The organism is Kineococcus sp. GCM10028916 (genome assembly GCF_042674865.1).
Taxonomy (GTDB): domain Bacteria; phylum Actinomycetota; class Actinomycetes; order Actinomycetales; family Kineococcaceae; genus Kineococcus.
This window is the reverse complement of sequence record NZ_JBHTFM010000001.1, coordinates 441,172-453,802: the sequence shown is the minus strand read 5'-3', so window position 1 is coordinate 453,802 and position 12,631 is coordinate 441,172. Positions and strand designations below refer to the sequence as shown.

Annotated in this window: 10 protein-coding genes; 3 read left to right on the top strand and 7 right to left on the bottom strand. The window is 71.4% G+C overall.

What is annotated here, in order from left to right; translation table 11 throughout:
• Positions 1-17: 17 nt before the first annotated feature.
• On the top strand, positions 18-1,352 hold the full coding sequence (locus ACFQ46_RS02185; protein WP_380256714.1) for an LLM class flavin-dependent oxidoreductase: 1,335 nt from the start codon (positions 18-20) through the stop codon (positions 1,350-1,352).
• Positions 1,353-1,408: 56 nt separating this feature from the next.
• Here the strand turns inward: ACFQ46_RS02185 and ACFQ46_RS02180 are convergent, their stop codons facing one another.
• The 7 genes from ACFQ46_RS02180 to ACFQ46_RS02150 all read right to left on the bottom strand — a co-directional run bounded on the left by ACFQ46_RS02180 (position 1,409) and on the right by ACFQ46_RS02150 (position 9,158).
• Complete coding sequence (locus tag ACFQ46_RS02180; RefSeq protein ID WP_380256804.1) at positions 1,409-2,497, bottom strand: amidohydrolase; 1,089 nt, start codon at positions 2,495-2,497, stop codon at positions 1,409-1,411.
• Between the two features lie 41 nt (positions 2,498-2,538).
• Positions 2,539-3,213: a DUF1028 domain-containing protein gene (locus ACFQ46_RS02175; RefSeq protein WP_380256712.1), complete on the bottom strand. Its 675-nt coding sequence runs from the start codon at positions 3,211-3,213 to the stop codon at positions 2,539-2,541.
• On the bottom strand, positions 3,210-3,632 hold the full coding sequence (locus ACFQ46_RS02170; RefSeq protein WP_380256710.1) for a RidA family protein: 423 nt from the start codon (positions 3,630-3,632) through the stop codon (positions 3,210-3,212). Before ACFQ46_RS02170 ends, ACFQ46_RS02175 begins: the two co-directional genes overlap by 4 nt.
• Entirely contained in the window at positions 3,632-4,921 is a 1,290-nt protein-coding gene (locus ACFQ46_RS02165; RefSeq protein WP_380256708.1) for a flavin-containing monooxygenase, read from the bottom strand. Before ACFQ46_RS02165 ends, ACFQ46_RS02170 begins: the two co-directional genes overlap by 1 nt.
• A gap of 120 nt (positions 4,922-5,041) precedes the next feature.
• Entirely contained in the window at positions 5,042-6,601 is a 1,560-nt protein-coding gene (locus ACFQ46_RS02160; RefSeq protein ID WP_380256706.1) for a GMC family oxidoreductase, read from the bottom strand.
• Between the two features lie 10 nt (positions 6,602-6,611).
• Positions 6,612-8,072 carry a purine-cytosine permease family protein gene (locus ACFQ46_RS02155; protein WP_380256704.1) on the bottom strand — a complete coding sequence of 487 codons (1,461 nt, stop codon included), beginning with the start codon at positions 8,070-8,072 and terminating at the stop codon, positions 6,612-6,614.
• 159 nt (positions 8,073-8,231) lie between these two features.
• Complete coding sequence (locus tag ACFQ46_RS02150; protein WP_380256702.1) at positions 8,232-9,158, bottom strand: LysR substrate-binding domain-containing protein; 927 nt, start codon at positions 9,156-9,158, stop codon at positions 8,232-8,234.
• Between the two features lie 276 nt (positions 9,159-9,434).
• On the opposite strand from ACFQ46_RS02150, the gene ACFQ46_RS02145 reads away from it, so the two are divergent.
• Both ACFQ46_RS02145 and ACFQ46_RS02140 read left to right on the top strand, forming a co-directional pair.
• Entirely contained in the window at positions 9,435-10,928 is a 1,494-nt protein-coding gene (locus ACFQ46_RS02145) for an aldehyde dehydrogenase (RefSeq protein WP_380256700.1), read from the top strand.
• Positions 10,925-12,625, top strand: coding sequence for an amidohydrolase (locus ACFQ46_RS02140; RefSeq protein WP_380256698.1), 1,701 nt, complete (start codon positions 10,925-10,927; stop codon positions 12,623-12,625). Before ACFQ46_RS02145 ends, ACFQ46_RS02140 begins: the two co-directional genes overlap by 4 nt.
• Positions 12,626-12,631 lie beyond the last annotated feature (6 nt).

Genomic DNA, 12,631 nt, shown 5'->3' with positions numbered 1-12,631 from the left:
ACACGGAGGTCCGAGACGTGAGCAGCACCCGACAGATGGTCCTCAGCGCCCTGTTCCAGCCGCACGGTCACTCGAAGTCCTCATGGCGACACCCCGACTCCCGGCCCTCCCACCCCACGGACGTCCGGTACTACGTCGAGGCGGCCCAGCTGCTGGAACGCGGGATGTTCGACCTGTTCTTCATCGCCGACACCCCCGCGGTCCGGACGGAGAACCTGGACGCCTGGGCCCAGTCGCCGCTGTACATGAACGCCCTCGAACCCGTAACGCTGCTCTCGGCCGTGGCCATGGCGACCGAGCACATCGGCCTGGGTGCCACCGTCTCCTCGAGCTTCTTCGAACCGTTCAACATCGCCCGGCAGTTCGCCTCCCTCGACCACATCTCCCGCGGTCGTGCCGCGTGGAACGTCGTCACGTCGGCCAACGACTACGCGGCCAGGAACTTCGGCCTCGACCGTTTGCCGCCGCACGCCGAGCGCTACGCCAAGGCGCGGGAGTCGCTGCAGGTCGTCAAGGCCTACTGGGACACCTGGGAGGACGACGCCTTCGTCTACGACAAACCCGGTGCGCGACTCTTCGACAAGACCAAGCAGCACCCGGTCTCCCACGACGGCGAGTTCTTCCGGGTGCACGGCGGGATCAACGTCGCCCGGTCCCCGCAGGGCCACCCGGTGATCATCCAGGCCGGGGCCTCGGAGCCCGGGAAGGAGTTCGCGGCGGAGACCGCCGAGATCGTGTTCGGCACCGGGACCGACCTGGGCGAGGCGAAGGAGTTCTACGACGACCTCAAGGGACGGATGCCACGCTTCGGCCGTGGACCCGACCAGCTGAAGGTGCTCTCGGGGTTCTCCGCCGTCATCGGCGAGTCCGAGGCGCACGCCGCCGAGAAGAGGGCCGAGATGGAGGCGTTGGTCCCCATCGAGGCCCGGCTCATCGCGCTGGTCAACGACCTCGAGACGGACCTGTTCGACCTGCCGCTGGACGAACCCGTCCCGCTGGAGAGGATCCCCGTGAGCGCGAACCACCACCGGGTCTACTTCGAGGAGATAGCCGGTCTCATCCGCTCCGGGATCACCCTCCGGGAAGTGGCGATGCGGTACACCCGCAGTTCGGCGGCGATGACCGGGACCGCGGTGCAGGTCGCGGACTTCATGACGGACTGGGTGCGGTCGGGGGGCTCCGACGGTTTCATGCTGACGTTCCAGCACGCCCCGCGCGACATCCACGACTTCGTCGAGCAGGTGGTGCCGATCCTGCAGGACCGCGGTCTCGTACGGCGCGACTGGCCGGGCCGGACGATGCGGGAGAACCTCGGGTTGGCCCGGCCGGCGAACCGGTACGCGACCGCCTGACCCCTCACGGACCGATCGGGTCGACGACGGACCAGGCCGTGGCCGTCGCCCCGTCGTCAGGGCAGCGGGCCGAAGACGTCGATGACGGTCCACGCCAACGCCGTCGCGGCGTCGTGGACCATCGCGTCCGCCGACGCCCCGACGCACGCGGCGGCGAACTCCGGCTGGTGGTTGGCCGCGCCGTGGCTGTCGACGCGCATGTAGGGGTGGATGGCCCGCACGACCCGACTGACGTTGGCCATGTCGGTCGAGGCGCGGTTCATGCGGGCCACGCCCCCGCCGGTGACCGACGGCCGTCCCAGGGCGGTCGCGTTGGCCTCGTAGGCGGCCAGGGCCGCCTCGTCGGTGCGGAACTCCGAGTAGGGCTTGCTCTCAGGGGTGATGGTCAGGCTCGCCCCGGAGGCCAGCGCCCCGGCCTCGAAGCAGCGGTTCACCCGCTCCTCGAGGACGGCGAGATCGGCCAGGGACTCCGCGCGCACGTACCAGCGGCCCTCGGTGCGGTCGGGGATCGCGTTGGGCGCCTGCCCGCCGTGGGTCACGATGCCGTGCACCCGGGAGCCGGTGCTCAACTGCTGGCGCAGCAACCCGATCGCGACCTGGGCGACGACGAACGCGTCGTTGGCGTTGACGCCCTGGTCGGGGTAGGCGCCGGCGTGGGCGGACTTGCCGCGGTACTCCACGTGGGAGTGGGCGACGGCGAAGGGTTCGGCGCGGGCGACGTCGGCCGGGGCCGGGTGCGCCATGAGGGCGAGGTCGAGGCCGGTGAACGCACCGCGCTCGAGCATCTCGATCTTGCCACCGCCGCCCTCCTCGGCCGGGGTGCCGTAGACCTCGATCGTGAGGTCGAGGTCGTCGGCGACGGCGGCCAGGGCCCGGGCGGTGCCGACGGCGGTCGCGGAGATGAGGTTGTGCCCGCAGGCGTGTCCGAGGCCGGGCAGCGCGTCGTACTCGGCGACGACCCCGATGCGCCGCGATCCTGTTCCCGCGGTGGCGAACACGGCCGTCGGCAGGTCGAAGGCGCCCGTCGTCGCGGAGAACCCCGCATCGGCCAGCTCCGCGGCGACCCACACGGACGCCTGGTGCTCGGCCCAGCCGACCTCGGGGTGGGCGTGCAGCCGCTGCGCCAGGTCGACGAGCGCGGGCATCGCCCGTTCCACGGCCTGCGCGGCGGCGTCCCTGGCGCTGCTCACCGCTCGTCCCCGGCCACCCCGTAGCCGGGGGCCGCGTCGGGGTCCAGTCCGCGGGTGACGTAGTCGTCGCGCTGGGGTTCCCAGACGTCGAGCAGGTCGGCGAGGTCCTCGAAGGGGTGATCGCTCCAGTCGACGCGCAGGTCGGTGACGCGCCAGCCGGAGCCGTTCACGACGGACAACCCGGCCGAGTGCACCGGGCCGGCTTCGCCACCCTCGGCCATCGCGGCCTCGTACGCCGCCAGCAGGCGGCGCTCCAGGGAACCCTGCGCGGTGAGGAAACCCTCGACGAGGCGTTGCGGCACCTCCGGGGTGGCCAACATGTTCCCGGCTGCCACCGCGTTCGGCGCCGCGTGCTCGCCCACGATCCCCAGGGCCCGGCCACCGGAGTGGATCGCGGTCCTTCCCGCGGCGTCGACGACGAGCAGCTGGCGCCACTCGGCGCTCGTCTCGGTAACGAGCAGTCGGGCCAGCGCGTCGGCCGCGGGTCTGCCCTGCTCGAGGAGGTCGAGCAGCTTCGGCCCGAGCCGGGGGTCGGTCACGTTCTGCGAGTGGACTCCACCGACACCGTCGCGCAGGTGCACGCACCGCGCGGCCACGGCCGGGGAGGAGGAGCTGATGATCGAGCCGAAGGCACCGCTCGCCTCCTCGCGCACGACCAGCGAGAACGTCACTGCACGTTCCCGGAGAGCACCGCGGTGGCGTCGATCTCGACGAGCCACTCCGGCCGGGCCAGGGAGTGCACGACGATGCCCGTCGACACCGGGAAGACGCCCTTGAGCCAGCGGCCCATGGTCCGGTACACGACCTCGCGGTACCGGACGTCGACGAGGTACACCGTCACCTTGACGACGTCGGCGATCGAACCGCCGGCCTCCTCCATGAGCATGGCGATGTTGGCCATGGCCTTCTCCGTCTGCGCCTCCACGTCGCCGACGCCGACCGACTCGCGCGTGTCGAGGTCCTGGCCGATCTGCCCGCGCAGGTACACGACCCCGTTCGCGACGACGGCCTGGCACAGGTCGTTGTCGAGGTTCTGCTCGGGGTAGGTGTCCTGGGTGTTGAAGGGGCGGATGCGGGTGTGGGTGGGCATCAGAGTGCTCCGCTGGTGGTGAGGGTGGGGCGGGAGGTCGGCAGCAGGTAGCCGCGCTGGATGGAGATGCTCTCGGCGAGGTGGGCCGCGTCGTGCCACACCCCCCAGATGAAGCTGGATCCGCGGCGGGACTGCCACGGCAGGCCGAGGAAGTAGACGCCGGGTTCAGCCGACACACCGCGCGAGTGCTTCGGCCGGCCGTTCTCGTCGAGCGCGCCGCCGGGCAGCCAGCGGTAGTCGGAGACGAAGCCGGTCGCCCACACGATGGTGGTGACGCCCGCGGCGGCCAGGTCGAGTTCGGTGACCGGCGTCTGCGCATCCACCGGCAACGGTCCGAGGACTCCGGCCTCGGGTTCGGTCGGCAGGTCCAAACCGTTGCGCTCGACGTAGGCGTCGGCCTCGGCCAGCAGCTGGAGCAGGTTCGCGTCACCGCTCTCGATGTTGTGGCGCAGGTCGCTCCCGAAGCGGACGACGCCGTCGACGCAGGACTGCGTGCGCCCCACCAGGCGCATCCCGCTCGCCGCGAGCTCGCGGAAGTCCACGGTGTGCCCGCCGCGCGCGCCGCTGACGGCGATGGTGACGTGCTCGGCACCGGCCGGCGGGGTGGCCATCTCCCACTTGCCCAGGACCCCGAGCCACCAGCAGAAGTCCCGGCCGCGGTAGCTGCGCGGCGGACGGTCGTGCGGTCCGACGGACAGGTGCACCTGACGGCCCGAGCGTTGCAGCTCGTCGGCGATCTGCACGCCCGACGACCCCGCCCCGACCACGAGGACGGCGCCCGCGGGCAGTTGCTGCGGGTTGCGGTAGGAGCTGGAGTGGATCTGCTCGATGCCTGCGTCGGCGGTCACGATCGGCGGGATGACCGGCGTCTGGAACGCGCCGGTCGCGGCCACGACGTAGCGCGCGTGGACCACGCCCTGCGACGTCTCGACGGTGAACCCGGGGCGGCCGGGGTTCTTCACCACAGCGTGGACCTCGACGCCCGCACGGATCGGGGCCTCGATCCTCTCGGCGTAGGTGGCCAGGTACTGCACGACCTGGTCCTTGGTCGCGAACCCGTCGGGACCGACGTCGGGGAACAGCTGGTCGAACTCCAGGTTGGGGAAGCGGTCGTGCCAGGCGGGTCCGTTGGCCACGAGGGAGTCCCAGCGCCCGGTGCGCCACTTCTCGGCGATGCGGTCGCGTTCGAGCACCAGGTGCGGGATCCCGCGGGCGCCGAGGTGCTCGCTCATGGCGATCCCCGCCTGTCCCGCGCCGACGACGAGGACCTCGATCTCTTCGGTGGGCACGCCGAACTCCGTTCAGTGGGTCATGCGGTGTGGGTCGAGCGGGAGTGGGTCGACGCCGCCATCCTGATCCGGACGGCAGCACCGTTCAAACAGGTGTTCCACCTGCGGCGCATCGGCGGTTCAGATGCGCGTACGGAGGAGATCGGCCGCCCGCTCGGCGAGGACCATCACGGTTCCCACCGGGTTCACGGCAGTCAGGGTCGGGAACACCGACGCGTCGACGATGGAGAGGTTCTCCAGCCCGATGAGCCGCAGCGAGGGGTCCACGACGCTGCGCGGGTCCTCGGGCAGACCCATCTTGCAGGTGCCCGAGACGTGGTAGACGGTCTGGTGCACGGCACGTTCGCGGCGGGAGATCTCCTCGTCGCTCTGCGCGTCGGGTCCGGGGAACACCTCTCGCAGCACGTGCCCGGCCAGCGGTTCGGCGGCGGCGATGCGCCGGGCGAGACGCACCCCGGCGACGAGCATGCGCTCGTCGTGAGCGTCGGGGTCGGTGAAGTAGCGGTAGTCGATCCGGGGCGGTGCGTCCGGGTCGGCGGAGTCGATCCAGACCCGGCCGCGGCTGCGGGGTTTGGCGACGTTCGAGGCCATCGAGACGTTGCGGGTGGGCAGTTCCACCCCCTGCGCCTCGACGTGGTCGCCGACGGTGGTGACGGGCAGGTGCACGAGGACGTCGGGGCGGTCGGCCCCGTCGTCGACGGTGGTCAGGACGCCCGCGTCCCAGTCGGTGGCACGGACGTCGGGGACGTCGAGGTCGACTTCGAAGATCGTGATTCCTTCGGCGTGGTCCTGCAGGTTCTCCCCCACGCCCGGCAGGTCGAGGACCACGGGGACGCCGGCGTTCGTGAGGACGTCCTCGGGGCCGATCCCGGACAGCATCAGCAACCGTGGGGTGTCGATGGCGCCGGAGCTGAGCACGACCTCGTGCGTCGCGGAGAAGCGTTCCTCGATCCCGTCGTCGCGGAGCGTCACGACCTCGCTGACGCGGCCGTCGACCACCACGAGACGCACCGCGCGCCGACCCAGGACGACGTGCAGGTTCGGCCGGTCCAGCACGGGGTGCAGGTAGGCCACCGAGGCCGAGGACCGCACCCCGGTCGCCGGGTCGTAGCCGATCTCGAAGAACCCTGCGCCGCAGGTGAGGTCCTCGCCCTCGGGCAGGTCGTTCCAGGTGTGCCTGCGCGGGACGCCGAGGGCGGCCACGGCGGACTGGATGCTCAGTTCCACCACGGGGTTGCGGTGCTGCGGGGCGACGGGGGTGATGGGCGCCTGAACCCGGTCCCAGTAGGGCAGGACGGTGTCGGCGTCCCAGCCGAGCGCCCCGAGCGCGACCCACTCCCGCAGGTCGGAGGCCAGCGGCTTCCAGGAGATCATCGTGTTGACGCTGGAGCAGCCCCCGAGCAGCTTCATCCGGGTCTGGCGGATGGTGGAGTTCCCGCGTTCCTGCGGTACTGACGCGTAGTCGAGGTCGTACTCGCTCTCGAGCAGTTCGGGCCAGCGGGCGATCTGCAGTGCCCGTGGTTCGTCGACGTCGCTCGGCCCCCACTCCAGCAGGCCCACGGTGAGCGCGGGGTCCTCGGAGAGGCGGGCCGCCACGATGCACCCGGCGGTTCCTCCTCCGACCACCAGGACGTCGAACTCGTGGTGCGGGGCGTCCTGAGTGGTTTCGACGACCGACAACGGTTTCTCCTCAGTCCAGGGTGGCGGCCGGCGTGGCGCCGACGACAGGGGCGGCGGTGGCGGCGGGGGCGGCGGCAGAGGCGGTCGCGGTGAGCCGGCGACGCATGAGGACGTAGTACAAGGGGCAGATCACCACGAGCCCGACGATCCAGGAGACGTCGACACCACCGAGGGCGTTCGCGATCGGACCGGTGAAGAACGCCGTGACCAGGAACGGCAGCTGGACGGCGATCCCGACGACGTAGCAGAGCACCGCGATCGCGTTGACCCGTCCGTAGATGCCACCGTTGCGCTCGAACAGTGACGGCAGGTGGTACTCACCGTGGCGCAACAGGTAGAAGTCGACGAGGTTGACCGCGGTCCAGGGGATGAGGACGCACAACAGCAGGATCATGAAGTTGGAGAAGTTGACCAGGAAGTCGTCTGCCGTCGCGATGGCCAGCACGAGGGCGACGACGTAGATCGCCAGCGTCGCCACCGTCCGCGCCCGCGGCCCGGGACGCCAGTCGTCGAAGAGGGTCTGGCCCACGGTGATGCTGGCGAGGCTGCCGCAGTAGAGGTTCGCACCGTTGGAGACGGTCAGGCCGATGGCGAAGATCGCGATGAGCGCGGAGGAGATGCCGGGGGCGGTCTCGCGCAGGGCGTCGGGGGTGCTGAGGTCCGGCAGCGCTGCGCCGGTGACGGCTCCGACGGCCATCCCGATGACGGACCCCAGGACGCAACCGAGGTAGGTCGCCCAGAAGGCCGGCCGCACACCGGTGTCCTTGGGCATGTAGCGGCTGTAGTCCGAGACGTAGGGGGCGTAGGCGATCTGCCACAACGCGGCGATGGAGACGGTGGCCATGAACCCGACCCCGTTGAAGGAGCCCGAGGTGAGGACCGAGGACGGCAACGGGTCCACCACGGTCCACCACACGATCAGGACGAGGAAGGCGGCCCCGGCCAGGACGGACATGATCGTCCCGAGCGCGTGCAGCAGGCGGTAGCCGACGATGGCCGCGACGGCGCTGACCAGGCCGATCGCGACGACGCCGGCGCTGGTGGGCAGGTGCACCAGTCCGGCCAGCGCCTGGCCGCCCAGGACGAGGTTGGAGGCGAAGAACGCCGTGTACATGAGGACGACGATCACCACGACGAGCAGGCTGCCGAAGGAGCCGAACTGCGCCCGGGTCTGCAGCATCTGCGGGATGCCCAACTGCGGGCCCTGGGCCGCGTGCAGCGCCATGACGACGCCGCCGACGACGTTGCCGACGACGACGGCGAGGATCGCGGCCCACAGCGGCAGGCCGTAGACGGCGGTGGCGATGGCACCGCTGGCCATGGTCAGGAGCATGATGTTCGCGCCGAACCAGATGGTGAACAGGTTCCGCGTCTTGCCGTGACGTTCGGTCTCGGGGATGTGCTCGATGGTCCGGGCCTCGACCCCGCTGGAACGGGTGCTTTCGAGGTTCGCCGTGCGGTCGTCCTTCACACCTGGCTCCTTCGTTCGGAGCGGCGCGTCGGCCGCTGCGCGATCAGGATCCGCGTCCCAGCCCTTCGCGCCAAACAGCCGTCTCAGTTGCGCTGCATCTGTTCTCACGATGAAGCACGGGTGACATCCACCGGAAACGTGGGCGAAACACGGAGGCGGTCAGTCGCGGTGGCTGAGCTGGCGTCCCACCACGACCCTGACGGCGTCGGCGACGGCCTGGGCGCGGGCCGTGGTGCGCATCGAGGCCAGGGAGGCGATGACCAGGGGCAGCGCGGGGACGTCGTCGGCGATGGCCCGGGTGACCACTGCGCGCCCGTCGTAGGTCTGGTCGTGGCGCGGGCGCAGGTTGAGGATCGAGTAGCCGTGACCCTTGGCCACCAGTGAGCGCACCGTCTCGTAGCCGTGTGAGCGGTGGCGGATCACCGGCTCGACGCCGGCGGTGGCCAGCAGGGAGAGGAAGTACTCGCGGCTGTGCGGGAGGTCGAGCAGGATCATCCGCTCGTGCGCCAGCTCCCGCAGCGGGATCCGGGCCCGGGCCGCGAGGGGGTGGGCGGCCGGCAGCACCACGTGGGCCGGCACCTGCGCGATCGTCTCGCGCCGCACGTCGTCGGGGTAGCCGAAGTCGTAGCTGATGACCATCTCGGCCTGACCGGAGCGCAGCGCGTCCCGGGCGCCGTGGGCGTCGACCTCGAGGACCTGCACCTCCAGGTGCGGGTGCTCCTCCTCCACCAGCGCGAGCACGTCGGCGAGCAGGAACGGGGCCATCGTCACGAAGCAGGCGATGCGGATGGTGCCGCGCACCTGGTTGTCGAGTCCGCGGGCCGCGTCCAGGGCCTCGTCGAGCCCGGCCAGCACCGCGCGCGCGTCGCCCAGCAGTTGTCGACCGGCGGGGGTGAGCGCCAGTCCCTTGGAGCGCTGGCGGATGAACAGCTGGGACCCGACCTGGGCCTCCAGCTGCGCCACGGCGGCGGAGACCGCCGACTGCGCGACCAGCAGCTGCTGGGCGGCCACCGTCATGCTCAGGCAAGTGGCGGCCTCGATGAAGTACCGCAACTGCGTGAGCGTCACGTCGGGCTTGCGTGCCACGTCCCCTCCTCGGGCCGCCGCGATGCTACCGCTGGATCGGGGCAGGTGTTGCCGAACGTCGAGTGCATCGATCGAGGGAGCCACCCGGTCGATCCTCGGCCGGTTACGGGCAGGTTTCGCATCTGGATTCCTGATGCAGTGCTTCGGGAAACCCGCGTTGAGCGCTGGGTGGGGGATGCCTAGTCTTCCCAGGCAGCGGGGGCATCCAGAGGATCGCAGACGATCGGGACGCGCCGCGTGGCGCCGAGATCCGCGGCCGGACAGTGGGAGAACGAGATGACGAAGACCGCTCAGCAGTGGCACGACCTCGCCGAGCAGGTGAGCCACCCGACCCTGGCGGTCATCGCCGGCGATCTCGTCGCGGCGCGGGACGGCCGCACCCAGGCTGACGTCGACCCGGCGACCGGACACGAACTCGCCCAGGTCGCCGACTGTTCCGAGGCCGACGTCGACCGTGCCGTGCGTGCGGCCCGCGACGCCTTCGACCGCGGGGTGTGGCGCGGGCAGTCCCCCGCCGAGCGCAAGCGCGTCCTGCTGCGGCTGAGTGAGCTGATCCTCGCCCACGCCGACGAGCTCGCCGTCCTGGAGAGCCTGGACACCGGCAAGCGCATCGCGGACACCTCCACCATCGACGTTCCCGGCGCGGCGGCGATCCTCGCCTGGTACGCCGAGGCGATCGACAAGGTCTACGGCGAGGTCGCACCCACCGCCGCGGGCAACCTGGCCGTGATCAGCCGCGAACCCGTGGGCGTCGTCGCCGCCGTGGTCCCGTGGAACTACCCCCTCGAGACGGCGATCTGGAAGCTCGCCCCGGCCCTGGCCGCCGGCAACAGCGCCGTCCTCAAGCCCGCCGAGGAGTCCCCCTCCACCGCCCTGCGCCTGGGCGAACTCGCCCTCGAGGCCGGCTTGCCCGCCGGGGTCCTCAACGTCGTCCCCGGTCAGGGCGCCGTCGTCGGACGCGCCCTGGGCCGCCACCTCGACGTCGACGCCGTGGCGTTCACCGGCTCGACCGAGGTCGGGCGGATGTTCCTGGGTTACGCGGCCGAGACGCGGATCCGCCGCCTGCAGCTGGAGTGCGGGGGCAAGAGCCCGAACCTCGTCTTCGCCGACGCCGCCGACCTGCAGGCCGTCGCCGACGGTGTGTGCCAAGGAATCTTCTTCAACGCCGGTGAGGTCTGCTCGGCGAACTCCCGCCTCATCGTCGAGCGTTCCGTCGCCGACGAACTGCTCGACCTGGTGGTGAAGCGGGCCGAGGCCTTCCGTCCCGGCGACCCCCTGGACCCGGCGACGGGCATGGGCCCGCTCGTCTCCGACCGTCACGCCGAGAAGGTCCTCGACCTCATCGCCGACGGGAAGAGCGGCGCGACCCTGCGCACCGGCGGTGGGGTCGCCGGCCCGCGGACCACGTTCGTGGAACCCACGGTCTTCACCGACGTCGATCCGCGCTCACGTCTCGCGACCGAGGAGGTGTTCGGGCCCGTGCTGGCGACGTTCACCTTCGACACCGAGGCGCAGGCACTGGAACTGGCGCACGACACGTCCTACGGCCTGGCCGCCTCGGTGTGGAGCGACAGCCTCTCGCGTGCTCACCGTGTCGCCTCCCAGCTGCGGGCCGGGACGGTGTCGCTGAACTGCATCGACGCGCTCGACGTCACGACCCCGTTCGGGGGTTTCAACCAGTCCGGGTTCGGCCGTGACCTGTCCCTGCACGCCTTCGAGGAGTACACGGCGCTGAAGACGACGTGGATCTCCTACGGGACGAGCGCGTGACTCCTGCTCCCGACCTGATCTTCAGCGGCGGCACCGTCCTGACCATGGACGGCGACCGCACCGCATCCGTCCTGGCCGTCGCGGACGGGAAGGTCCAGGCCGTCGGGGGTGAGGAACTGCTGGCCACTCGCGGCCCCCGCACCGAGGTCGTCGACCTCGCCGGCGGAGCCGTGCTCCCCGGTTTCCAGGACGCCCACGTCCACGCCATCGCCGGCGGGCTGCAGCAGCTGGACTGCGACCTGTCCGGGGTGCACGGCGCGCAGGAGTACCGGCGCGCCATCGCCGCGTTCGCGGCGCACCACCAGGGTCCCTGGGTCGAGGGCTCCGGCTGGTACGGCGACGTCTTCGCCGGAGGTTTCCCCACCCGGGAGTTCCTCGACGACCTCGTGCCCGAGCGCCCGGCGGCGTTCGCCAGCCACGACTGCCACAGCCTGTGGGTGAATTCCCGGGCCCTGGACCTGGCCGGCCTGGACGAGCACACCCCGGACCCGGCGGACGGGCGGATCGTCCGTGACGGTGCCGGCCGGCCCACCGGCCTGCTGCTGGAGGGGGCTGTCGACCTCGTCCACCGCGTGCGTCCCCTCCCCGACGCCCAACGGCTGCGGCAGGCACTGCGCCGGGCCCAGTCGACGTTGCACGCCGCCGGCGTCACCGCGTGGCAGGACGCCATCATCGGTGAGGCGCTCGGGCTGCCCGACAACTACGAGACCTACCGCGCCGCGGCCGCGGAAGGCTGGCTGCGCTCCCGCGTCACCGGCGCCTTGTGGTGGCCGCGCGGTGGGGCTGGCGACGACGTGGCCCGGCTGATCGCCCGGCGGGCCGCGGCGGTGGGACGGTTCACCGCGACCGCCGTCAAGATCGTCCAGGACGGGGTGTGCGAGAACCTCACCGCGGCGGTGAAACGCCCCTACGTGGGTCGTCCGGAGGAGACCGGGCTGAGCTTCTTCGACCCCCAGGTGCTGGCGGAGAACGTGCGCGACCTCGTTGCTGCGGGTTTCGACCTGCACCTGCACGCCGTCGGCGACCGTGCGGTCGCCGAGTGCCTCGACGCGATCGAACTCTCGGTCGACCCCACGCTGCACGGGCGGGACATCAGGGAAAGCAGGGACGTCAGGGAAGTGCGGCACCAGATCGCGCACATCGACCTCATCGACCCCGCCGACGTCCACCGGATGGCCCGCCTCGGGGTCATCGCCAACGTCCAGCCGCTGTGGGCGCGCCAGGACCCCGTGCTGGTCGAGACGAAACTGCCCTACCTGGACGAAGGTCATCAGCACCACCACTTCGTCTTCGGGGCGCTGCACCGGGCCGGGGTCACCCTGGCGATGGGCTCGGACTGGCCGGTCTCGGACCCGACGCCGTTGTGGGGCATCCACACCGCCGTCAACCGCACCGCCCCGCCGGCGGACCCGCACGCCCTGGACCAGCGGTCCCAGCACGACCCGCTCCTGCCCGAGGAACGCCTGCCCGTGCTCACCGCGTTGCAGGGCTACACGCGCTGCGCATCGCGGGCCAACCGGCTCGACCACGTCAGCGGAACGCTCACCCCGGGCCTGGACGCCGACCTCGTCGTCCTCGACCGCAACCCCCTGGACGTGCCCGCCACCGAACTGGGCTCGCTGCGCGTGCGCGCCACCGCGATCGCCGGCGCGTTCGTCCACGAGGCCTGGGACCGCACGCCCACTCCGACCGCCTGACCCCTG

Coding starts and splice junctions, on each gene's coding strand:
- ACFQ46_RS02180 (WP_380256804.1), bottom strand. CDS start 2,497: ATGCCCGCGCTCGTCGACCTGGCGCAGCGGCTGCACGCCCACCCCGAG.
- ACFQ46_RS02170 (WP_380256710.1), bottom strand. CDS start 3,632: ATGCCCACCCACACCCGCATCCGCCCCTTCAACACCCAGGACACCTAC.
- ACFQ46_RS02145 (WP_380256700.1), top strand. CDS start 9,435: ATGACGAAGACCGCTCAGCAGTGGCACGACCTCGCCGAGCAGGTGAGC.